Below are 21,748 nucleotides of genomic sequence, written 5' to 3'. Positions count from 1 at the left end.
TTCTCGGCAAGTGTAACACAGTCCTTCGCCTTTAGCTGTTCGCAAGGCTTAACCAAGAAAACCACCTCACCAAAATTAGGTGAGGTGGTTTTCTAACTGCGATCAACGCATGCTTAGTTATGATGTTTCTTCCGTTTACCAGCAAATAACAAGGTTCCCACGCCTAGTAGTACCAGCCCCCAAAGCGAGGTCGGTGCCACTGCTGCTTGTTCACCCGTCTTTGGTAAGTCATCCTGGTCCACAGACTTCGTGGCCGTCGTGGTTGGCGTTGATTTTGCGTCCGGTTCAGATTCTATCCCTGGCGTCAGTGTTTCACCGGGAAGACTTGGTTCGCCTGGTGTTTCAGGCTGCCCAGGTTCCCCTGGCACCACGGACGTTCCTGGTTCATCAGGACCAGCTGGTTCTGTTGGTTCAGTTGGTTCTGCCTTATAAACCACCGTTGCTTCATAGTCTGCGCTATCGGCCGTTAGTCCCGTGATTTCTGGAATCATGGCTTGATCTGGCACGTAGCCGGTAATTTCTGGTGACTGCTTTTCATCAAACGTCGTGTCATCGTTTTCTGCGACCCACGGACTGTAACTCAAGACTTCACCCGTGATTTTGTCATACGTTGCGATCCGCGTAAACGTAACAATATCGGCCTTATCATCGGCCGCTGTGGTCCCGTCTGCGTAAACGTAATGAATTGTTTCATGAATTTCATGGGTCAGGTCTAAGTTTTCAGGGTTCTCACCTGGCGTATACGTATCCGTCCCGTGCGTCAAGTGCACAACAAACTGTTGTGGTGTGGCGGTTCCCTGATTATAGAAGACCCCGGTCGCTGGATAATTATCGCTCACCAATTCATACCCGTGGTCCTTGTAACCATTAATTTGGGCAGTTGTTCGGTATTCATCCGTAGTGCCATATTTACCCTGAAGTGGCTTCGTCAACAACGTCTTTCCCGTTACATCATCAATATACGTCACGGTGGCGTTTTCAGTGTTTGCTGTGTAAACGACGGTGTGGACTTCATCGTTAGAATCAGCAGTCACGTTCAGCACTTCAGCGATTGCAGCCTGGTCCGGTGTATAGCCTGTAATGGCTGGGGACACCTTTGTTTCAAACGTTGTCTTCCCGTCATCGGCCACCCATGACCCAGGTGTTACCTCACCAGTCACCGTGTTGACGCTCATTGTCCGCGTGAAGTTAACGGTGTCCGTCACGGTCGGCGCCGCCGTCGTACCATCTTCATAAACATAGTGCACGGTTTGGGTCACCTGTTTGGTGTCATTTTCATCAAAAGCGACACCGTGAACAAAGTGCACCTCAAACCGTTGGGTCACACCCGGTTGGTCGTACACCACCCCGGCGGTTGGGTAGTTATCACTCACAAGGACATAGCCTTGGTTTTCGTACCCAGCGATGGTCGGAGCCGTTTTGTAGTCATCCGTTGTCTTATACGCCCCAGTCAGTGCCTGTGAATGAAGTGTCTTCCCTTCGGTATCATCGATGTACGTCACCGTTGCGTGCTCGACGTTGGCCTTGTATGTTACCGTGTGAACCAGATTCTCAGAATCCGCTGTGATCCCGGTTACTTCAGCGATTGCAGCCTGATCCGGCGTGTAGCCAGGAATGTTTGGTGAGGTCTTTGTTACAAACGTCGTGTCCCCGTTATCGGGAACCCAGTCACCATGCGTAATGTCACCCGTTACTGGGTTAGTCGTGGATGTTCGCATGAAGTTCACCACATCCGTCACCGTCGAGGCAGCGGTTGTGCCGTCTTCATAAACGTAGTGAACGGTTTGAGTAACCTGTTTTGTTTCCGGTTCATTAATCACCGTGCCATGTTTAAAGTGAACTTCGTAGGCCTGGACCACATTCGGTTGGTTATACACCACCCCACCGGTCGGATAGCCATCACTCACCAATTCATATCCCTGATCTTCATAGTTCTTGATCGACGCCGCGGTGCGGTAATCACTGGTTGTGCCGAACTGACCAGTCAATGGATCAATGTGCAACGTTGTGTTTGTGTCGTCATCAATGTACGTGACGATGGCGTGTTCGTTATTGGCGACATAAACGTACGTGACACTGCCCTCTTGGTCTGGCAAGGTCCCAGTTGGCGCAAGGCTGTTAGTGGCCATTTCTTTAAACGTGTAACCAGGAAATGCTAATTGAGTCGTTGCGTACCGATCACCAACGTAATTTGTGCCGTCAGGATACGTTGGGTTAACCGTTTCTGCGGCCAGTGATGTGCCATTCTCATCAACGTAGTGAACAGTCACCGCACTGGTCTGGCGGCTGAAGTGCACAATGATCTCACCAGGAATCGTCGTAAACGTAACTTGCCCAGTGGCACTGTCATACTCGGTGTCTGCATCCGCAATTGTGGTTACGTGTTGATAGCCCTTGCCTAACCCCTGCACCGTTTTGATGCCTTGGTTAATGGTGGACGCAGCATCCGCCGTATCCGCAACGTCACCATCAAGCTCGTCTTCATCAATAATTTCACGGCCATTATCCGTGTCATCGACGTACTTCACGTGCACCGTTCCCTTAGCCACGTAGTTAAACTCAATTAGTCGGTACTGTTGGAGGTTCTTTGAACCACCCGTGGCCGCGCTGATAAGAAACGCGTACGCCTTGGTTGGATCGCCCCACCGGGTAATGTCCGTTGTCCAGCTTCGCCCGTCGTAGTCAACCGTCATGAGGTGCGTTGCCCCATCGTAGTTGACGTCAATATCACGGAACTGACCATTTGGGTAGTCGACTGCTTTGGCATCATCATTTGTGCTGCGATTATCCTGGTAGGTTTGGGTGACGTTTTTATCATCCGTGTACATAAAGCTCCCGAAAGAATCGTTACTAAACCGCGATGGATCAGTTGACCAGTAACCGGGTTCTGACCCGTACGCATTGTGGTACGTGTCCACCTTGTAACCAAAAGCGTTGCTTAAGCCACCGATCCCCATGGCGTTTCCGGCGGCACCAACGCTATCCGTATCCCCATCATGGAATCCGAACCCGATGCCGTCTGCACCCTTTGGATTAGAACCGGTGTTAATTTGCCCCTCTAAATTAAAGCTTTGGGATAAATCAATTTTATTTTCAAGCGTTGCGTTCCCCGTCCGGTTGTTTTCATCCGGTGTCAACGTCAAAATCCCGGTGTTTTTATCATATGAAGCGGACCCATTCAGGGCAAAGTAATCTTCAAAATTATCCTTTGTGACTTCCACGCTTCCAGGCAGTGTTGAGGCCCGTTGACTCGGCGTTACAGCGGCCGTTGTTGCTGCTTGTGAAGCTGATGACTGTGCGGCTTGCGAGGCAGGCGTGCCCGTTGCAGTTGACGTTGCGGTCGTTGTTGAAACCGCTGATGTTGGTGTTAACGTTGCCTGACTGCTGGTCTGATCCGTCGCGTTTGCCGGTGCACTCGCCGTCGTTTGTGCCGGTGCCACCGTTTCGTCCGCCTGCGCAGTTTGCGTGCCATAAGCCATCAAGCTAATGGAAAATAGCGTTATGCCCGCCGTCACCCATTGCTTACCATGCTTATACATCTTAAAGTGTCGCACCTGTTCAGAAGCCATTTTCATGTTAACCCCTCACTCTTTCTAGCTTAATAAATTATATGATGAAATAATAATTCTTATAACAACTCCATTTTGTCGTTTCAGAGCGCGATTTCCTTTCAAAATTGTTCAATGCAAGCAACTTGATGATATGAAAATCCTTGAATAAATCGACCATTTAAATTCAAACCATTCAGTCGGGCATCAATTAATCCCGTCAAAAAAGGCAGTTTACTCGTTTGAGTAAACTGCCTTTTAATGTAGACCAATTAAAACATCGGGTGGTTATTCGCGCTATGATTGGGAAATGGTTGTTTAACGATCCAGTGCTCAACCAACCGTTCATCCCGGACCCGGAAGATGTCCACCTCTGCCACCTTGTCGCCCGCGGGGTCATCCTGCCGCATAACGTGGAGGTACACCAGGTCATCCCGGCTCCCAACACTAACCACGGTTCGTTGCGCGACCCGCAAGCTCCCGTTGGTTCCAAACAACGGCGCGTAGAACCGGAGCAAGGCATCGGCCCCATCCGTGATGCTTGGGTTATGCTGAATCAAATCGGGCGCTAGATAACGCGCCACCGCTGTGACATCGTGGCGATTAAAGAAGTCATTCCAAAAGGCCACGACTAACTGGCTGTTTGTAAATGGCTCCAGATCCGGCCGCTCATCGTCATTCAGTAATTGCAAGCTCCCACTAATGGCTGTCGGTTCTTCAACCGTAAACTGAACTCCGGTCACCGTGTGGCGATTAAGGTCAAAGACAAGGCTCATCGGCCCTTGATCACCTGACCAGTTCAAACTGACTTGTCCTTCGTTTAGCACGGTCATTTGTAATGGCTGGTGCGTCTTTGTCAGTTCTGGTTCAACAAGTGACCGCCACGCAATGTGTGCTTCGTCTTCAATTGTAATGATCAACTGGCGGCCATCCATCAATCGTAACAACACCTTACGGCCGTTCAGTGATTTTCCCATCATAACACCCCCTTGCATCAGTTGCGTCGATTATGAATGTAAGTGCCGTCCGTCGTGGAGACCAACGATACCCAGCACAACCATGATCACAATCGTAATTCCGGCAATAATTGCTAATTCAACTTGGAAGCCCATATGCTCATCTCCCCTTTCGTTACCTTTATTTTAACCGATTTGCGCCGTTTTGTAACCGCTTACATCTCGAGCGAGCTAAACTATTTCCAGTTAAAAACAATTTACCTGAATTTATGATTTTATATTGACAGCGCTTACATCAACCGCTAAACTATTTCTTGTAAGGTATTTAGTAATTACCTTCTAATCAATTCTCTTTCTCTCTTATGCCGGCCACCATCGTCAGATGGTGGTTTTTTGTTTCCTCATAAAAAGACTGCCCACACATCAGAAAGCGTGCGATAATGGGTATACAGACTTTTTAAGCGGAGGACATTAAAATGGCAGAAGAACCTGCACAATTAGACCAACCTGGCCATGAATCCCTGGATATGATTGAAGAAATCACCCGTAACGACGGCACCCGGTACATGGAGATCGGCAATACGGTTCATAACGGCCGGGCTGAATATGCTGCGGAACACGGCTTCATCAAGGAAGTTCGGATTTTAAAGTTAAACATCCCTGAATCTGCCAACGTGATCAAGTATGAAGATTACATCAATCACCATTTCTTAATGCAGGGGTGGGACATGACAGAATGGCAGGAATGGCTTAAAACAGATGCCATTCAGGCAACTGTTGACGCCATCCTGGCGGAAAACCAAGTCAGTTAAACACAAAAGGAGCCGACCATGTCGACTCCTTTTTTTGATGCTATTTGCTTAATTTTGATGCCGCTGCTTCATCAAGGATCACGATCACATCATCATGGTTTTGCAATGCACTCGCTGGTAGGTCAGGCGTTACTGGTCCTTCGATCATGGCCTTAACGGCATCAGCCTTTTCAGCACCGTAGGCTTCAAGAACAATCTGCTTATCCTTCATGATGGAGCCAATTCCCATGGAATAAGCGCGCTTTGGCACTTCTTCTTCGTTATCGAAGAACCGGGCATTTGCTTCAATTGTTGATTCCGTCAAGATGACTTCGTGCGTCGTTGAATCCAGTGGCGTGCCGGGTTCGTTGAACCCGATGTGCCCATTACGACCCAATCCCAGAATTCCTAAATCAATTGGGTTATCTTCGATGATCTGGTCGTAGCGCGCTGTTTCAGCAGCTGCGTCACTGTTTAAGCCATCAGGAACGTATGAGTGCGCAAATGGCTTCTTGTTAAAGAAGTGTTCGTGCATGAAGTAGTTGTAACTTTGGGGATGGTCAGGGCCTAAGCCCACGTATTCATCCAAGTTAACGGATGTGCAGTTACTAAAGTCCAAATCTGAGCTCGTAATTTCGTCATACGTTGAAATTGGCGTGCTCCCTGTTGCCAAGCCAAACACCTTGGCCCCATTTTCTAACGCATTCTTGAATACTTGAAATCCTTGCTTCCCGCCCTCTGCAGGATCTTTTACAACAATAACCTTCATGACGTGTCTCCTTTTCACTTATTGGTATAGTCCAATTATAACAAGCTTTTAAACTTTTACAAGCCCCAAGTGCATTTTATTTCTAATTCCGATCACGTAACGGCAGTCCCCCCCGACCACGTAAAAAACCAACTGACCGCCCGCCTTGGGGATCAGTTGGTTTTTAGGCAGCCCGGTCATAAGACCAGCCGTTAACACGCTAAACGTGGTTTCCCACTATTGAACCGTCACACTCTTCGCTAGGTTCCGTGGCTTATCCACATCCAAGCCCTTCGCCAAACTGGTGTAATAGGAAATCAATTGGGCTGGAATGATCGACAGCAAGGGACTCAGTAATTCATCAACGTCCGGCAAGATGATGTCATCATGACGATCAGCAAGTTCTTTGGTTACGATGGTCATGATGTGACTCCCACGGGCAGCCGTTTCAGCCAGGTTACTTCTGGTCAAGCCAGCAGTCTTCGCCTGCGTGATGATCCCAATAACCGGCGTTTCTGCTTCAATCAAGGCAATTGGCCCGTGTTTAAGCTCACCAGCGGCCACACCCTCTGAATGAATGTACGTAATCTCTTTTAGTTTCAGTGAGGCTTCAAGGGCCACCGCAAAATCAAGGCCCCGGCCAATGTAAAACGCATCGCGTTGGTGCACAAAGTTTGTTTTTGCGACCGCTTCAAACTGTTCCTTTTGATCAACCAATGACTGAATCCCGTTGGCAACCAACCCTAATTGACCGATCACATCAAAGTTAGCAGCCTCTGGGCGGGCTAACGCATCCCCCAGCCCCTTGGCAACCATGGCTTCCACTGCAATTTGTGCCGTGTACGCCTTGGTTGAGGCAACAGCAATTTCAGGTCCAGCCTGAAGCAACATCGTGTACGTTGCTTCCCGTGACAACGTCGAGTTTTGCACGTTCGTCAACGTTAAACTGTGGTACCCCAGTTCATTAATGTGCGTCAAAACTTCCCGTGAGTCCGCCGTTTCACCACTTTGACTAAGAAAAATAAAGAACGGGTGATCTGATAGTAGCGGCGTTTCGTACGCAAATTCAGAGGCCACGTACGCCTCCGTCGGAATCTTTGCCAGTCGTTCAAAAAGCCGTTCACCAACCAACCCGGCATGGTAACTGGTCCCGGCAGCAACGATGTATAACCGATCCGCAGCCTTTAAGTCAGCTAACAACTCAGGTTCTAACACAATGGCGCCATCAGGATCAGCATACGTTTGGACCAGTTTCCGCATCACGGCTGGCTGATCATCAATTTCCTTAAGCATGTAATGTGGATAAGTCCCCTTATCGGCTTCACTGGCATCCATGTCAACGTGGAATGACGCCCGATCAATGTGGTGCCCTTCAGCGTCCTCAATGTCCACGTGGTTTGGCGTTAAGATCATGATTTCACCGTCCTGCATTTCGATAAAATCATGCGTGTAGTCCAGCATGGCGATGGCATCAGAACAAACAACGTTGAACCCGTCACCAACACCAACAAGCAACGGACTCTTATTCTTGGCGACAAACAGGGTGTCTGGTTGCTCACGGTCCATCAATAAAAAGCCGTATGCTGAATCGCCAACAAGATACAGGACCTTCCGGAAGGCCTCTAGCGTCGTTAAGTGTTCTTCGCGAACAAAACGGTCAATCAGTTGAACCACGACCTCTGTATCCGTACTACTCTTGAACGTTACGTCACTGAGGTATGTTTCCTTCAGTGTCACGTGGTTTTCGATCACGCCGTTATGAACGAGATAAAACCGTTCATCAGCGGAGACCTGTGGGTGCGCGTTTGCGATGCTTGGTTCACCATGGGTCGCCCACCGCGTATGTGCGATTCCAGTCGATCCGTGAACCGCTGGTGTTAAGGCATCAACAAGGTCTTGCACCCGGCCCTTTTCCTTCACCAAATAGTCCGCACCATTTTGATCATTAACGTAGATTCCAGCTGAATCGTACCCCCGATACTCTAACCGACGGAGTCCCGTCATCAGCATCGTCACAGCTTCTTCATTTCCCGTAACACCAACAATCCCACACATAAAAAAATCCTCGCTTATAAATTGGTATAGACTATTATAAAAGTCCTTTTCGTATGTAAAATATTATAATACTACCGTTTTGCCAAAGCAAATGAATCCACCACTTTAAAATTGGTCTATATTATTGTTTCGAAATCAAAACGCATCACCCACCAGCAAATAAAAAAAGATGGCGCACCTTTTTCGGTGCACCATCGTCTTCGGTGATTCATTTAAATTTAGTTAGCACCCACTGTTTTTCGAACAACATCAGCAATTTCATCAACGTAACCGTCAACAATTTCCTGTGTTGGTGCCTCCGCCATCACCCGAAGCAGTGGTTCAGTCCCACTTGGCCGAACGAGAACGCGACCGTCACCGTGCATCTTTTCTTCAACGGTGGCAATGGCTGCTTTGATCTCTTCGTTTTCTAAGGCCGCCTTTTTATCAACGACCTTCACGTTAACCAACTTTTGAGGGTAGGTCGTCACATCGCTGGCCAGTTCGGACAGTTTTTGGCCCGTGACCATCACAATGTACATCAGCTGAAGGGCCGTCAGCATTCCGTCACCAGTCGTGTTGAAGTCAAGGAAGACCACGTGACCAGATTGCTCACCACCAACGTTGTACCCGTTCTTCACCATTTCTTCGACCACATAGCGGTCACCGACTTTGGTTTGAACACTGTGCATGTCATGGCTTTCCAAGGCTTTATACATGCCAAGGTTACTCATGACCGTGGTTACAACGGTATCCTTTTTCAAGCGGCCGTGTTCGCTCATGTACTTCCCACAAATGTACATGATCTTGTCACCATCAACGATGTTTCCCTTTTCGTCAACTGCAATACACCGGTCACCGTCGCCGTCAAACGCAACCCCCATGTCAGCACCCTTTTCCACCACAAGTGCTTGCAGTGCTTCAGGATGGGTCGATCCGACACCATCATTAATGTTCAATCCGTTTGGTGATGTGGCCATGGTTTCAAAATCAGTATCAACGTCTGCAAACAACCGGGACACTAACTTGCTCGTTGCACCGTTAGCAGCATCCACCGCAATGTGCAACCCCGTTAGCTTATCTGGAATCGTCTGAGTCAAGAATTGGGTGTACTTGCTGACCCCTTCCTGATAATCTTCAACGGTCCCTAAGCCGGCTGCTGATGGCCGTGGTAATGTATCTTCAGGGGCGTCCAATAGGGCTTCGATTTCTTCTTCCATGGCGTCTGACAGCTTAAATCCGTCGCCACCAAAGAACTTGATCCCGTTATCAGCCACCGGATTATGTGAGGCTGTAATCATCACCCCAGCGTCAGCCTGTTGGACTCGAACAAGGTAGGCGACCCCAGGCGTTGTGATGATGCCAAGCTTCAACACTTCGATCCCCACGGACAGTAGTCCGGCAACCAGTGCTTCTTCCAACATTTGTCCGGAAATCCGTGTGTCGTGTGCCACCAGCACTTGGGGTTGGTGATCCTTATCGGCGTGTTCAGTTAGCACAAACCCACCGGCCCGGCCAAGCCGAAAGGCAAGTTCAGGGCTTAAATCTTGGTTGGCAATTCCACGGACACCGTCTGTTCCAAAATACTTCATTTTTAATTTCCTCATTTCATGTCGGCTTTAAGAGCCGTTATCGCTACTACTTGATGCAGCACTTGATTCGCTGGCGCTACTTGAAGTTGACGAACTGGTGCCAGCACTATCGCTGCTACTTACTGACGCTGCGCTGCTGGCGCTACTTGCGTTTGTCGACTCACCATCCGTCGACTCCGTCACCCGAATGGTCACGTCTGCCGTTGACACGGAGTAGCTCCGAATGCCACTTATGGTTGGTGCAAGCGTCACCTGTTGCTTCGTCGTTCCTAATGGTAACCCCGAAACGTCAACGCTGGCAACCACGCTATTTTTAAGCTTGCTAATGGCTGACTTCGTTCCGTATGCAATAAGGCTGTTTACATCACTCGTAATCGTGTAAGACCGCCCATCCGCCGCATTCTTTGGCTGGAAGTCAATTGACACTTTCTTTGAGCTTTCATCAGAATTGATCGGAATTTTTACCGTTGCCATGGCTGGTGTCATCACAACGTTAACCGTTCGACCCAATGCATCTTGGGCCTCTAATTGAACGTTTTCATTAACATCCGTCGTACTACTCTTCGTCAGGTTAATTGGCGCCACCACCTGGCTGACCTGGTTCACTTCATCCGTAGCCCCGGTCACCTTGACCTTCGTCACCGATGTCGTTGGTGTCCCCAATTGGTACCCGCTGGCAAGATTACTTGCATCATACTTAACGTGCACTGGCATCGTGATCGTCTTCCGGTGAGCGATGGTCACGTTGATCGACTTTGGCTCAATTTGGTAACTCAGTTCCTTATTCAGCCCTGTGGCCGTTAGTTTCACATTATGCTTACCAACGCCTAAGCCACTTAAATCCGCACTGATCGTAAAGTTTTGCGTATTTGTCGTTGCCGTCACCAGCGCTGCTGGTCCGGTCACCTTGACCTTCACGTTTTCGGGATAGCCCGTCACAAAGTACTTGTTTGAGTTAACGTTCACCTGAAGTGGCACAGAAACGGTCTTGGTCTTCGTTGATGTCAACGAGGACACCCGGCTAGTGGCCGAATTTTTTGTGTCATTACTGGTAAAACTGGTAACGTACGCCACCAATAAAATCGCCAACACTAGCGCTGTCAACCGGTAAAACCACCGACTGTTGAGGAAGCGATTGAATTTACTCATTTCATTCGCCCCCCTTGAAAACGTGGTTAATGAGGTCGATCAGCCAGTTGCTTCGATCGGGCTCTGCCACGATCAGTTGTTTACGCATGTACTTTAGGTAATCTTCGCGTGAAAGGTCCCGCATCATCTCATTATGACGTGTAAACATGACCTCCCCCGTTTCCTCAGAGACCACAATGGTTAACGCATCCGTCACCTCGCTGATTCCAACGGCCGCGCGGTGTCTAGTTCCCAGTTCCTTAGGAATCAGGTTACTGTCAGATAGCGGCAGGTACGCCGTTGCTGAGGCAATTCGATTGTTCTTAATGATCACAGCGCCATCATGCAGCGGCGTGTTCGGAATAAAAATATTAATGAGTAATTCACCGGTCACATCTGCATCCAGGTCAATCCCCGTTTCGATGTACTCCTCAAGCCCTGTTTCCATCTGAATGGAAATCAGCGCCCCAATTCGGCGTTTGCTCATGTACTGGATCGCCGTATCCAGTGCATCAATTAACTTTTCTTCATCATCAAAAGCCGTATGACCCCGCTGAATAAACGAGCCACGGCCCAAGCGTTCGAGCCCCTGCCGAATTTCTGGTTGGAAAATAATCACGAGGGCAATAACCCCCCAGTTAATGATTTGATCCATCACCCATGAAACGGTATCAAGGCCCAGATACCAACTGGCAATTTTAATGACAATAATAACGATAATACCGCGAAACAGCATCACTGCCCGCGTCCCGCGAAGTAACATGATCAGTTCGTAAATGACGAACCAGATTACCAGCACATCCAATAACCGTGCGACGTTACCCCACGTTAACCAACTACTGGGATCAAATGTCATTGTCCATCCTCCTAAAGATCAATCAGTAGTAAGTATAGCAGATTTAACGGCCCTTAGTGCGGTGCCTCCGTTGGTAAGTCCTCACCCAGCATTAAAACATTTTCTGAGTAATTGACATACTGCCGCAAGTTCGCTGCCATTGCAAGATTGATCCGGTCTGCGTCCACAAGTTCCGTAATCGCCAGCCGTTCAGCGGCCAGTGCCCGGATCCGTAAGACCCGCAGGTTATCATCATAGTGGGCCCGGTGCGCCGGATTCCCCTTCACTGCTGGTTGGCGCCGCTCGATCCGGTACCGATAGTGGACAATGAGGTGATAAACGCTCTGCCGCTGCTGAGCATTTTTCTTACCGTTATGGGCCTTAAAGAACCGGGATAACTTACCAATTGCGGCTTTCGCCAATTCCGTTTGGATCAATACCCGCTGCGCCTCAAAGCCTGCCATATCATTCCCTGTTAATAGAATCCGTAGCCGGCGAAGCGCATGGCGCATCAACCGCCGGGCGGTGTGCCACGATGGCAACGGTTCGAAATGGTGAGCACGGTCAAGCTCCGTCAGTCGTCGCTGAATCTGTCGGCGGTAGTACCGGTAATTCCAGCCGCTCGTTTGGTGTTGTTGATGCAGTTCCTGCAACCGGGCGAGTTCACCCTGTAACCCCAGCTGCCGAATCTTAATTTCAAATGCCACCATTTGTTGCACTTCAGTGGAAGGCCGTGTTCGCAACTGCAATTGCCGCACGATGTACTGGTAATCAAGAATCAAATCGTAAGCCGCCCGCTGATTATCCGCCCGCCGCAATGATTCGACGGTCCGCACCGCTGTTTTAGCAAGGTACATTTTGGCTTCATCACTTGTCATTAGTGGCGGTCGGGCCGTCGTGGTTGCCGGATCATCCTGCTCACTGTCAGCTACGTGCTCCTCTAAAACGTCCAATTGACTCCCCCGGGTCAGCAGCAACACGTTTCGGCGGCTGATGATTGGTAATGCAATCGCCGCAACCACAAGGCTGACGATGATGACGCCTGCCGCAACAAAGAGGATGAGTGACCGTTCAGGAAACTTTGCGCCCCCGTTAATGGTCACCGGTAACGTCAAAACACCGGCTAATGTGATCGCCCCACGAACACCCGTCAACCCAGACACAATGGCCGTTTTAATGGTGACCGATTCCGTTTTGGCTGAATGGTGGTGCCAGCGATTGTTTAACTCATCAAGCCGGGCATAAACATAGATCCAGAGTGACCGTAAAAGAAATAAAATTGCCCACACGACGATAACATAGGCCAGTGCCCGCCACGTCCCTGTTTGTGGATCGGCAATGGTCGCCTTCATTGCGGTGGGCAGTTCATCACCCAAAATAATGAACACGATTCCGTTGAGCACGTAAACCACGATGTCCCAGGTCCGCTCAGTCAGTAACTGTTGCTCTGGAACGTCCTCTGCAACCCGGTTCTCAGACACATGGACCAACACACCGGCGGTCACCACAGCGATGACACCAGACGCATGAACGGCCTCCGCACCAAGATAAACAATGAACGGGCTCATAAGGCGAAGCACCGTGTTAAAGACCGGATCTTTGATCCCCGACCGACTCCAAACCTCACGCAACATTTGCAGTAAGGTCATGCCGACAAATCCAACCACTAGTCCCATCAGACTGGTGTACAAAAAGTCGCCCGCTGCGGACCACACCGAAAAGGCACCGGTAACAACGGCGGCAACGGCATACTTAAATCCGATCAACCCACTCGCGTCGTTGATTAAACTTTCACCACTCACTAAATGAATGATTGAAGAGGGCAATTCCACCTGCTCCGCAATGGACGTCACCGCTACCGGGTCCGTTGGCGATAAAATGGCCGCCAGCGCAAATCCGGCCGCTAATGGCAGGCCTGGAATAATCAGGTGAAAGAGCCAGCCACCCACAAGCGTCGTTAAAAACACGAGAATAACAGCGTTCGCTAAGATGGGGCCGCGTAACGTCCATAACTCCCGTTTGGGAAAACGTCGCCCATCATTAAACAGTAAGGGGGCAATAAATAATAGTAGAAACCAGTCTGTCTCTAACGGAATGGTGATGTGAAAAATAACGGACCATAAAAGCCCCATGGTGACCTGGATCAAACTAACCGGGATTGCCTCCAGGTAATGATCCAGGACGTTAGATAAGAGCACCAACACCACCAGGACAATCACCGCTTCAATAATGTTCATGGCATTCACATTCTTTCTTCATCAATTCTCTTACATCAATGATACAAAAAAACTGGCCGATCACCAATGACAAGGTGTTCCGCCAGCTACTTTTTTTAATCACAATGTGTCTTCATCACCAATGATCCGAACTTCGGTCTCCAGGCGAACGCCAAACTTTTCAAAAACGGTCTCCTGCACGTGCGCGATAACGGCTAAGTAATCCGTTGCCGTTGCACCGCCAACGTTCACAATGAAGCCCGCATGCTTCGTGGACACCTGGGCGCCTCCACTCGTGTAGCCCTGTAACTGACTGTCCATGATGAGTTTCCCAGCGAAGTAGCCCGTTGGCCGTTTAAACACAGACCCACACGAAGGATACTCCAACGGTTGTTTAGCAGCCCGCCGACCGTTCAGATCATCCATCTGTGCGCGAATGGCAGCCTTATCACCAGCGGTCAGTTCAAAACTGGCGCCCAAAACGATGTCACCAGTCTCCTGAACGTAGCTATGACGGTAGCCAAACGCCATCTCTGCCGCTGGGTACGTCTTAAATTCCCCATCGCGGGTCAATACATCCACCGTCACGGCAACATCCTTGATTTCGCCACCATACGCGCCTGCGTTCATGAAAATGGCCCCCCCAACACTCCCAGGGATTCCGGCGGCAAATTCAAACCCCATCAGGCCATTTTGGTACGCAACTTCGGTCGTTTCGATCAGTGCCGCCCCGGCATCTGCCTGAACGGTGGTTCCAGTCACCTGGATCTGCTTCATTTCCGTCAAAATGAGCACTAACCCCCGAATCCCACCATCACGGACAATGAGGTTGCTTGCACTACCAATCACCGTTAACGGCATGTCATGGTCGCGGGCAAATTCTACGAGTGCAGCCACTTCCGCACGTGTTTTGGGAAAGGCTAACCAGTCAGCTGGTCCGCCCGTCTTCGTGTTGGTGTAATGGCCCAGTGGCTCATTTTGCTTAACGTCACTTTGTTCAAACGCCATCTGTAAATCTACTTGTTGCATCATGTCACCTGTTAATTTCTTCCATTATTAAACTTTTAGCATTGCAAATACCTTGTCATTCTACCACGAATTTGCCGTTTACCCCACCATGACTCTCTGATCAGTTTTCCAGCAAAAGTGTGCTAAACTCAACTTATCTTATAATGAAAGCTAGGCGGCACTCATGAACTTCATTTCGTGGAACGTTAATGGTCTTCGCGCCATTCTAAAAAAGGGCTTTGAACAGACGGTTTTAGCGCTGGCCCCCGATACCATTTGTATTCAAGAAACAAAGTTGCAGGCTGATCAGGCAACCGTTGACCTTCCTGGTTATTACCAGTATTGGCATTATGCAGAACGGCCGGGCTACTCTGGCACCGCCATCTTTACAAAGCACGAGCCATTGGCTGTTCATAATGGCCTTACCGCTCCAGAAGATGACACTGAGGGCCGGATGATCACGCTAACGTACCCAGATTATTACCTTGTCACCTGTTACACACCAAATGCGGGTCAGGGTTTAAAACGCCTTGACTTTCGTGATGACTGGGATCAAAAATTTCGGTTGTACCTTCAAACACTTGCGGCGGAAAAACCGGTCATCATTTGCGGTGATCTAAACGTTGCCCACCATGAAATCGACTTGAAAAATCCCGCCAGAAACCATGAAACGGCTGGCTTCACGGATACCGAGCGAAAGAACTTCACGAACCTCCTCACCGCAGGCTTTACGGATAGTTTCCGGCACTTTTATCCAGACGCCACGGGACAGTACTCGTGGTGGAGCTACCGGTTCCATGCACGGCAAACAAACGCCGGTTGGCGGATCGACTACTTTTTAGTCTCCACGTCATTTGTGGATCACCTCACTGACGCCACCATTTTAGACACCGTCATGGGTTCGGACCATTGCCCCGTGCAACTCACCACCACACCACTTCATTAGCACAGGCGCCACCACTTTACAGTGCCGCTTGAACCCGTTACACTAGCGACATCATTATTTATTGGAGGATCACCGTCATGAACTTTGTTGCAATGGACTTTGAAACGGCCAGCGCACAACGCTACAGTGCGTGTTCGTTGGCTTTGACTGTTGTTCGCGACGATCAGGTCGTGGATGAATTTTACACGCTCATCAAACCAGATGTTCCGTTTTCTTGGCGGAACACCCAGATTCACGGCATTCACACCAGCGATGTGGCAAACGCACCAACGTTTCCCGAAATTTGGCCCCACATTAACCAGTTTTATACAAATGACCAACTGGTTGTTGCCCACAACGCACCGTTTGATAACGGTGTTCTGAAAAGCACGCTTAGCCACTATGAATTGGCCCCCGTGCACTACCTCACACTGGACACGGTCAAAACAAGCCGCCAGTTTTTCCCTGATTTTCCGAATCACAAACTAAACACGGTGAGTGACGCCCTCCACATTGACTTGGAACACCACCACAATGCGTTGGATGATAGTCTTGCCTGTGCGAACATTTTGATTTATCAAAATCAGCAATTTGGGGCCGCTGCCTTAAAACCATTTGTCAAACTAGCTTAATCCGTGATTTATTCTGCTCAGCACACTAAAAACGACGCCGTTTCCCAAACTTTCTTGGGCAACGGCGTCGTTTTTTTTCGATTATTCTCTTATCACTGTGATATCACAGTGATTTATTCGTGATCCAGACGGTGTACGGTTAACGTCATCTCTTGAGCTGGCACCTCATCGCCAACGGCATTCTTCACCGTCATTGAGTTTGTGACCTTGAAGCCAAGGTTACGGTACAACCGTTTGGCATAGGTATTCTCAAGCTGGACCGTTAACACAATGTGGGTCAACTCACTGGCTGTTTTAGCCCAGTAGAGCATTTCTTCCATCAGCGCAGAGCCAAGGCCCTCATTCCAGTAATCCTTTAACACCGCCACCCCAATTTCAGCGACAGCGTTATCCTTAGCAATGATGCTGCCAATCCCAATCAGCTGACCACCGTAATCGGCAACCATTAAATGATTGATGGTAGAGTTTGAAATGGCCGTTAACTGTGCTGCTTCTTCTGTCTCCGTCAATTCGGCGAGGCGTTCATCCGCCGTAAACGTTGTCGATTCCTTTTGTAGTGCTGCTAATAATGACAATACGTTGGCGGCGTCTGCCACCGTCACCGGACGAATATCAACCGTTGCTTCATCACTCATGCGCTTCATCCCCCATTTGCTGTAGAACTTGATCGTAGTGAACACCATGCGCCTCAAGCTGAAGCGTCCGGCGATCGATGTTTTCTTCATCCCTGGTCATGTGGATCATTAGGTAGGTTTCAGGTAGTTCACTGGCCACAAACTGTGACCACTCCACTACACTGATCCCATCGCCATTAAAATATTCATCAAGGCCAAGTTCGTCACCGCCACCCTGTTCTAACCGGTAGACGTCCATGTGGTACAACGGGAGCCGACCGTCCTGGTATTCACGAATAATGGTAAACGTTGGGCTCTTAACGTGCCGCTTAATGCCTAATCCAGTGGCGAGCCCCTTCGTCAACGTCGTTTTCCCTGCGCCCAGGTCACCGTCCAAAAGAATGACATCGCCAGCGCTCAATAATGGGGCCAACTGGGCACCAACAGCCTGCGTCGCTTCATCCGTCGTTGTTGTAATGGTTAACATCCTGTCACCTCACATTCATTTTGGGTTTAAGACAAGAAATCGCCACCCCAGTCAGGCGTTTGCCCCGGCTATGGAATCGCGATTACGTGTGTCCTTTACATCATTAATTAATCAACCGTGAGCGACTGTGCGGCCGTGATGATGGCAACCTTGTACACATCCTCTTCGTCACACCCACGGGATAAGTCAGAAACTGGTTTATTTAACCCTTGCAAAATGGGGCCAATGGCTTCAAAGCCACCAAACCGTTGCGCAATCTTGTAGCCAATGTTTCCAGACTGTAATTCAGGGAAGACAAAGACCGTTGCATGGCCCGCCACGTTTGACCCCGGCGCTTTTGACGCACCAACACTTGGCACGAAGGCGGCGTCAAATTGTAACTCACCATCAAGGGCTAAATCAGGTGCCTGTTCGTTAGCTAACTTAGTGGCTTCCTGAACCTTTGTCACCATGTCGCCCTTAGCTGATCCCTTTGTGGAGAAACTCAGCATGGCAACCTTTGGATCAATGTCAAAGACCTTGGCGGTGTGCGCAGATTCAATGGCCACCTCCGCCATGCCGGCTGCATCCAGTTCAATGTTGATGGCACAGTCAGCAAAGATGTAGCGTTCGTCACCCTTTTGCATCACAAACGCACCGGAAATCCGTTTAACACCTGGCTTTGTCTTGATGATCTGAAGGGCTGGGCGAACCGTGTCACCAGTTGGGTGCACGGCGCCTGACACCATCCCGTCAGCTTGATCCATGTACACCAGCATTGTCCCAAAGTAGTTCACGTCTTTAAGCCATTCGGCCAGTTGTTCACGGGTATTCTTCCCGCCCCGACGTTCTTCTAAGGCGTCCAACATGTCCTTTTGCTTATCTGCTGGGTATGTGGCTGGATCCAGTAACAGCAATGAACTGGCATCGAAGTGATTGTCTTCAACCGTCTGTTCAATGGCAGCTGTGTCCCCCAAAACGATTGGGTTCACTAGCCCTTCCTTAGCGAGGCGAATGGCCGCCCCAAGAATCCGTGGGTCTTCCCCTTCAGAAAAGACGATTGTTTTATTCTGACCACCAATTTTATCCTTTAAGCTATCAAACAAATCCATGTGTTGTTCCTCCAATTATCGTTGTCACTTACACGTTTTGAAGATCAGCCAACGAGGCCGTCGCTGGTAATTGCCAGTCGATGGGGGTCTCACCCATCGCAATGAGGGCCTCGTTAGTTTTGGAAAATGGTTTAGAACCAAAGAAACCGCGATACGCAGATAACGGACTGGGATGTGCTGACTGCAACACAATGTTCTTATGCGTATCAATTAACTTAATCTTATCACGAGCAGCCCGGCCCCATAAAATAAAGACCACCGGCTCTTCACGTTCAGATAGTTTTCGAATTGCAGTATCCGTTAACTGCTCCCACCCGTGATGGGCGTGAGAAAACGCCTGCCCGTCGCGAACCGTCAGCACAGAATTCAGTAACAGAACGCCCTGATCAGCCCACGCCTTTAAGAAACCATGATTCACTGGAGCGATTCCCAAATCATCATTCAGTTCCTTATAGATGTTAACGAGTGACGGTGGCACCGGGACACCGGGCATCACGGCAAAACTTAACCCGCACGCCTGGTGAGGACCGTGGTACGGATCTTGCCCCAAGATAACGACCTTGACGTCTTTAAACGGTGTCCAGTCAAACGCCGCAAAGATATGGTGCATTTCTGGATAGATGGTTTGCGTTTGGTACTCTTGCTTCAAAAAATTGTGTAACTCCTGATAGTACGCCTGTTCAAATTCAGGTTCCAAGACGGACCACCAGTCATTATGAATAAACGGTTTCATTCGCTCCACCTCAACGATTATTGTAGCAGACCTCCCCGATAAAATAAATTCACACTTCATTATATATAGAAAGAATCACTTTGACCGTGACCCATCCGCTCCCCGTGTTACAATGTGGCCAGAGTCATTTTGTTATAACCGTCATTTTGGGGGAGTTAACCATCATGCGACAACTATACATTCGTCAAACACCAGGTTTACTTAACGGCATTCGCCCCGTTCTTTCCGCTGATCATGAAACGCTCTACCTGCTTTCCGGTCAGTTTGGTTGGTCACGTGCGCAAATGTCAGCGTCAACACCAACCGGCGCGGTCCTTGCAGAAGCAAAGCAACTTTCTTTAGGCATCATGCCAAAGTTTGCACTTTACTATAATGGAAAAGAAGTTGGTGCCGTGGTTCGATCAATCGGCTTTTGGCGCGAGGTTGTGTACATTCGCGGCCTGAATTGGGTGGTCATGGGTAACCTGGCATCCGGTAAATATAAAATCTATCACGGCACTCACGTCGTTGCCAGCATGCGCCCGGTGACTGGTGATGACGGCGCCTACGATCAGCTGAGCGTGAACAACCACTCTGCTGAACCGGTTTGTCTGCTGATTGCTGCGATTATGAATCGCTGGGCAAACCAACACGCTCGCCGTCTGACTCATAATCGCAACCTTCGCTTAGCAAGGGAACCCAAAGCCCTTCGACCCGAATATCGAGAAAAATAACCCGCATTGCCACGTCACACATCACTGTGTGGCGTTTTTTTGCCCAAAAATCGGTATGTCAACCGACTTTTTCAGAAAAAACACCTGTTTTATAGGGCATCCTAAAATTCAATTATCGGCAATGATAGCCCTTTCAGAGCAATTATAACGGTTACATATTACAAAATATTTCAAAATCCATGTTTTATGACAAACTTCCCCGTTTTTGTAATGTCGTCGGTATTTGTATGTTATTTGAACACTGTATAGTAAGCATCGTTGTTTGAGAGAACAACACCCCCAGCCACGAATCCTCGTGAGGGGGATGCCAAGCGCATCGCCACCTTTAGCTGCGATGCCACACAATATATAGGAGTGTAACTTTCTACATGAAAATCAAACAACTTTTATTATCAACTGTTAGTGCCGGTGCTTTACTTGCTGTCGGTACAATCGCTGCCAACGCTGACACAAATGTTACCGTTAAGAGCGGCGACACAGTTTCAGAATTGGCACAAGCAAACAACACAACAATCGACGCCATCGTGAGCGCTAACGCTTTGACTAATGGTGGTAACTTAATCTACGTCGGTCAAACATTAACGTTACCTGACGGAACATCAACAGCAACTGCTTCACAGGCACCGGTTCAAGCATCTGTTGCTAGCCAAGCCCCTGCTTCACAAGCAACTTCTCTTGTTGCTTCTCAAGCTTCCGTTGCTTCACAGGCACCTGCTGCCTCACAAGCACCCGTTGCTGTTAGCCAGGCCGCTTCTCAAGCCCCTGTTGCTAGCCAAGCCCCTGCCCAAACTGTAACGACACAAGCCGTTGCAACAACGACAACGAGCTCAGCTTCAACAACCACTGTTAGCTCATCTTCAGATGACGCTGCTAAGGCGTACATCGCTGCTGGTGAATCTGGTGGTTCATACACCGCAACTAACGGTCAGTACATTGGTAAATACCAATTAAGTGCTGACAAGTTAAACGGTGACTACTCTGCCGCTAACCAAGAAGCTGTTGCATCACAATACGCCATCGCCCGTTACGGTTCATGGTCAGCTGCTGCTTCATACTGGGCAGCACATCACGCATGGTAATCTAAACCATTAAATCAAAAAGCCGTCCTTCGAGTGGTGTCGTTGGATGGCTTTTTTTGTGGGTAAATTGATTGCAAGATGAATAAAAGGGCCATTGATGGATAATCCATCAATGGCCCTTTTATGATTTCATCGATTACGTTAACGTCGTGCCAACTCGCGATCAGTTTCACGCTGTTGATCACGTTTCTTCAGGGCTTCACGTTTATCATACGCGTGTTTCCCCTGGGCAACACCAATCAAGACTTTAGCAAAGCCATGCTTGATATAAACCTTCAGTGGGACGATTGTCATCCCTTTTTGGGCCGTTGCCGCCAAAAGCTTGCCGATTTCCTTCTTGTGCAGTAATAACCGTCGTGTCCGTAACGGATCATGGTTAAACCGGTTTCCCTGCGTAAATTCGGCAATATTGACATTCATCAGGTACGCTTGACCATTTTTAATTGAAACAAAGCCGTCACCAATCGTGATGCGTGCCGCCCGTACGGACTTAATTTCCGTACCAGTCAGCTCGATTCCAGCTTCGTAGGTTTCAAGAATTGAATAGTCATGACGTGCCTTCCGGTTATTAGCTAACGCATCGTTTGTCGCTGGCTTCTTTTTGACCATCTTCACGCC

19 protein-coding genes are annotated in these 21,748 nt (G+C 49.1%); 5 read left to right on the top strand and 14 right to left on the bottom strand.

Going from position 1 to position 21,748, the window contains the following annotated elements; genetic code table 11:
• Nucleotides 1-113: 113 nt before the first annotated feature.
• Both ACKTR5_RS04795 and ACKTR5_RS04790 read right to left on the bottom strand, forming a co-directional pair.
• On the bottom strand, nucleotides 114-3,575 hold the full coding sequence (locus tag ACKTR5_RS04795) for a mucin-binding protein (protein ID WP_407879630.1): 3,462 nt from the start codon (nucleotides 3,573-3,575) through the stop codon (nucleotides 114-116).
• Between the two features lie 245 nt (nucleotides 3,576-3,820).
• The gene (locus ACKTR5_RS04790; RefSeq protein WP_407879628.1) at nucleotides 3,821-4,525 is read right to left on the bottom strand and encodes a nuclear transport factor 2 family protein; all 705 of its coding nucleotides are present in this window, start codon (nucleotides 4,523-4,525) and stop codon (nucleotides 3,821-3,823) included.
• A 455-nt stretch (nucleotides 4,526-4,980) separates the two neighbouring features.
• Between ACKTR5_RS04790 and ACKTR5_RS04785 the strand changes: the two genes are divergently transcribed.
• Nucleotides 4,981-5,316 (top strand): hypothetical protein, encoded by a 336-nt coding sequence (locus ACKTR5_RS04785; protein ID WP_407879626.1) that lies wholly within the window; start codon nucleotides 4,981-4,983, stop codon nucleotides 5,314-5,316.
• 40 nt (nucleotides 5,317-5,356) lie between these two features.
• Here ACKTR5_RS04785 and ACKTR5_RS04780 read toward each other — a convergent pair whose 3' ends face one another.
• From ACKTR5_RS04780 to murB, 7 genes are all read right to left on the bottom strand, one after another.
• A complete protein-coding gene (locus ACKTR5_RS04780; RefSeq protein WP_407879624.1) occupies nucleotides 5,357-6,064 on the bottom strand; it encodes a glucosamine-6-phosphate deaminase in 708 nt (235 codons plus the stop codon).
• A gap of 216 nt (nucleotides 6,065-6,280) precedes the next feature.
• Nucleotides 6,281-8,098 carry a glutamine--fructose-6-phosphate transaminase (isomerizing) gene (gene glmS, locus ACKTR5_RS04775; RefSeq protein WP_407879622.1) on the bottom strand — a complete coding sequence of 606 codons (1,818 nt, stop codon included), beginning with the start codon at nucleotides 8,096-8,098 and terminating at the stop codon, nucleotides 6,281-6,283.
• 218 nt (nucleotides 8,099-8,316) lie between these two features.
• On the bottom strand, nucleotides 8,317-9,669 hold the full coding sequence (glmM, locus tag ACKTR5_RS04770; RefSeq protein WP_407879620.1) for a phosphoglucosamine mutase: 1,353 nt from the start codon (nucleotides 9,667-9,669) through the stop codon (nucleotides 8,317-8,319).
• A gap of 27 nt (nucleotides 9,670-9,696) precedes the next feature.
• Nucleotides 9,697-10,818 carry a CdaR family protein gene (locus ACKTR5_RS04765; protein ID WP_407879618.1) on the bottom strand — a complete coding sequence of 374 codons (1,122 nt, stop codon included), beginning with the start codon at nucleotides 10,816-10,818 and terminating at the stop codon, nucleotides 9,697-9,699.
• Nucleotide 10,819: 1 nt separating this feature from the next.
• Complete coding sequence (gene cdaA / locus ACKTR5_RS04760; RefSeq protein WP_407879616.1) at nucleotides 10,820-11,653, bottom strand: diadenylate cyclase CdaA; 834 nt, start codon at nucleotides 11,651-11,653, stop codon at nucleotides 10,820-10,822.
• A 53-nt stretch (nucleotides 11,654-11,706) separates the two neighbouring features.
• Complete coding sequence (locus ACKTR5_RS04755; protein WP_407879614.1) at nucleotides 11,707-13,869, bottom strand: cation:proton antiporter; 2,163 nt, start codon at nucleotides 13,867-13,869, stop codon at nucleotides 11,707-11,709.
• A 99-nt stretch (nucleotides 13,870-13,968) separates the two neighbouring features.
• Entirely contained in the window at nucleotides 13,969-14,877 is a 909-nt protein-coding gene (murB, locus tag ACKTR5_RS04750; RefSeq protein WP_407879612.1) for a UDP-N-acetylmuramate dehydrogenase, read from the bottom strand.
• Between the two features lie 163 nt (nucleotides 14,878-15,040).
• Between murB and ACKTR5_RS04745 the strand changes: the two genes are divergently transcribed.
• Both ACKTR5_RS04745 and ACKTR5_RS04740 read left to right on the top strand, forming a co-directional pair.
• Nucleotides 15,041-15,802 carry an exodeoxyribonuclease III gene (locus ACKTR5_RS04745; RefSeq protein WP_407879610.1) on the top strand — a complete coding sequence of 254 codons (762 nt, stop codon included), beginning with the start codon at nucleotides 15,041-15,043 and terminating at the stop codon, nucleotides 15,800-15,802.
• A gap of 77 nt (nucleotides 15,803-15,879) precedes the next feature.
• Nucleotides 15,880-16,413: a 3'-5' exonuclease gene (locus ACKTR5_RS04740; RefSeq protein ID WP_407879608.1), complete on the top strand. Its 534-nt coding sequence runs from the start codon at nucleotides 15,880-15,882 to the stop codon at nucleotides 16,411-16,413.
• 113 nt (nucleotides 16,414-16,526) lie between these two features.
• On the opposite strand, the gene ACKTR5_RS04735 is transcribed toward ACKTR5_RS04740, so the two are convergent.
• The 4 genes from ACKTR5_RS04735 to ACKTR5_RS04720 form a co-directional block, all read right to left on the bottom strand.
• Nucleotides 16,527-17,048, bottom strand: a complete 522-nt coding sequence (locus ACKTR5_RS04735; protein ID WP_407879606.1) for a GNAT family N-acetyltransferase — start codon at nucleotides 17,046-17,048, stop codon at nucleotides 16,527-16,529.
• Nucleotides 17,041-17,514: a tRNA (adenosine(37)-N6)-threonylcarbamoyltransferase complex ATPase subunit type 1 TsaE gene (gene tsaE / locus ACKTR5_RS04730; RefSeq protein WP_407879604.1), complete on the bottom strand. Its 474-nt coding sequence runs from the start codon at nucleotides 17,512-17,514 to the stop codon at nucleotides 17,041-17,043. Before tsaE ends, ACKTR5_RS04735 begins: the two co-directional genes overlap by 8 nt.
• 107 nt (nucleotides 17,515-17,621) lie before the next feature.
• The gene (gene pta / locus ACKTR5_RS04725) at nucleotides 17,622-18,605 is read right to left on the bottom strand and encodes a phosphate acetyltransferase (RefSeq protein WP_407879602.1); all 984 of its coding nucleotides are present in this window, start codon (nucleotides 18,603-18,605) and stop codon (nucleotides 17,622-17,624) included.
• A 28-nt stretch (nucleotides 18,606-18,633) separates the two neighbouring features.
• Nucleotides 18,634-19,338 carry a uracil-DNA glycosylase gene (locus tag ACKTR5_RS04720; RefSeq protein ID WP_407879600.1) on the bottom strand — a complete coding sequence of 235 codons (705 nt, stop codon included), beginning with the start codon at nucleotides 19,336-19,338 and terminating at the stop codon, nucleotides 18,634-18,636.
• A 164-nt stretch (nucleotides 19,339-19,502) separates the two neighbouring features.
• Here ACKTR5_RS04720 and ACKTR5_RS04715 point away from each other — a divergent pair, with 164 nt between their 5' ends.
• Nucleotides 19,503-20,051, top strand: a complete 549-nt coding sequence (locus tag ACKTR5_RS04715) for an LURP-one-related/scramblase family protein (protein ID WP_407879598.1) — start codon at nucleotides 19,503-19,505, stop codon at nucleotides 20,049-20,051.
• A gap of 368 nt (nucleotides 20,052-20,419) precedes the next feature.
• The gene (gene apf, locus ACKTR5_RS04710; RefSeq protein WP_407879596.1) at nucleotides 20,420-21,130 is read left to right on the top strand and encodes an aggregation-promoting factor; all 711 of its coding nucleotides are present in this window, start codon (nucleotides 20,420-20,422) and stop codon (nucleotides 21,128-21,130) included.
• A 141-nt stretch (nucleotides 21,131-21,271) separates the two neighbouring features.
• On the opposite strand, the gene smpB is transcribed toward apf, so the two are convergent.
• Nucleotides 21,272-21,739 carry an SsrA-binding protein SmpB gene (gene smpB / locus ACKTR5_RS04705; RefSeq protein ID WP_407879594.1) on the bottom strand — a complete coding sequence of 156 codons (468 nt, stop codon included), beginning with the start codon at nucleotides 21,737-21,739 and terminating at the stop codon, nucleotides 21,272-21,274.
• Between the last annotated feature and the right edge of the window lie 9 nt (nucleotides 21,740-21,748).

The organism is Furfurilactobacillus entadae, assembly GCF_045862745.1.
Lineage (GTDB): Bacteria > Bacillota > Bacilli > Lactobacillales > Lactobacillaceae > Furfurilactobacillus > Furfurilactobacillus entadae.
Note: the sequence above shows the minus strand (reverse complement) of the source record. Positions and strands in the feature narration are given on the sequence as shown.

Excerpts from the sequence above, each read along its gene's own strand:
- ACKTR5_RS04795 (WP_407879630.1), bottom strand. The coding sequence starts at position 3,575 with ATGAAAATGGCTTCTGAACAGGTGCGACACTTTAAGATGTATAAGCAT.
- ACKTR5_RS04790 (WP_407879628.1), bottom strand. The coding sequence starts at position 4,525 with ATGGGAAAATCACTGAACGGCCGTAAGGTGTTGTTACGATTGATGGAT.
- ACKTR5_RS04785 (WP_407879626.1), top strand. The coding sequence starts at position 4,981 with ATGGCAGAAGAACCTGCACAATTAGACCAACCTGGCCATGAATCCCTG.
- ACKTR5_RS04780 (WP_407879624.1), bottom strand. The coding sequence starts at position 6,064 with ATGAAGGTTATTGTTGTAAAAGATCCTGCAGAGGGCGGGAAGCAAGGA.
- glmS (WP_407879622.1), bottom strand. The coding sequence starts at position 8,098 with ATGTGTGGGATTGTTGGTGTTACGGGAAATGAAGAAGCTGTGACGATG.
- glmM (WP_407879620.1), bottom strand. The coding sequence starts at position 9,669 with ATGAAGTATTTTGGAACAGACGGTGTCCGTGGAATTGCCAACCAAGAT.
- ACKTR5_RS04765 (WP_407879618.1), bottom strand. The coding sequence starts at position 10,818 with ATGAGTAAATTCAATCGCTTCCTCAACAGTCGGTGGTTTTACCGGTTG.
- cdaA (WP_407879616.1), bottom strand. The coding sequence starts at position 11,653 with ATGACATTTGATCCCAGTAGTTGGTTAACGTGGGGTAACGTCGCACGG.
- ACKTR5_RS04755 (WP_407879614.1), bottom strand. The coding sequence starts at position 13,869 with ATGAACATTATTGAAGCGGTGATTGTCCTGGTGGTGTTGGTGCTCTTA.
- murB (WP_407879612.1), bottom strand. The coding sequence starts at position 14,877 with ATGCAACAAGTAGATTTACAGATGGCGTTTGAACAAAGTGACGTTAAG.
- ACKTR5_RS04745 (WP_407879610.1), top strand. The coding sequence starts at position 15,041 with ATGAACTTCATTTCGTGGAACGTTAATGGTCTTCGCGCCATTCTAAAA.
- ACKTR5_RS04740 (WP_407879608.1), top strand. The coding sequence starts at position 15,880 with ATGAACTTTGTTGCAATGGACTTTGAAACGGCCAGCGCACAACGCTAC.
- ACKTR5_RS04735 (WP_407879606.1), bottom strand. The coding sequence starts at position 17,048 with ATGAGTGATGAAGCAACGGTTGATATTCGTCCGGTGACGGTGGCAGAC.
- tsaE (WP_407879604.1), bottom strand. The coding sequence starts at position 17,514 with ATGTTAACCATTACAACAACGACGGATGAAGCGACGCAGGCTGTTGGT.
- pta (WP_407879602.1), bottom strand. The coding sequence starts at position 18,605 with ATGGATTTGTTTGATAGCTTAAAGGATAAAATTGGTGGTCAGAATAAA.
- ACKTR5_RS04720 (WP_407879600.1), bottom strand. The coding sequence starts at position 19,338 with ATGAAACCGTTTATTCATAATGACTGGTGGTCCGTCTTGGAACCTGAA.
- ACKTR5_RS04715 (WP_407879598.1), top strand. The coding sequence starts at position 19,503 with ATGCGACAACTATACATTCGTCAAACACCAGGTTTACTTAACGGCATT.
- apf (WP_407879596.1), top strand. The coding sequence starts at position 20,420 with ATGAAAATCAAACAACTTTTATTATCAACTGTTAGTGCCGGTGCTTTA.
- smpB (WP_407879594.1), bottom strand. The coding sequence starts at position 21,739 with ATGGTCAAAAAGAAGCCAGCGACAAACGATGCGTTAGCTAATAACCGG.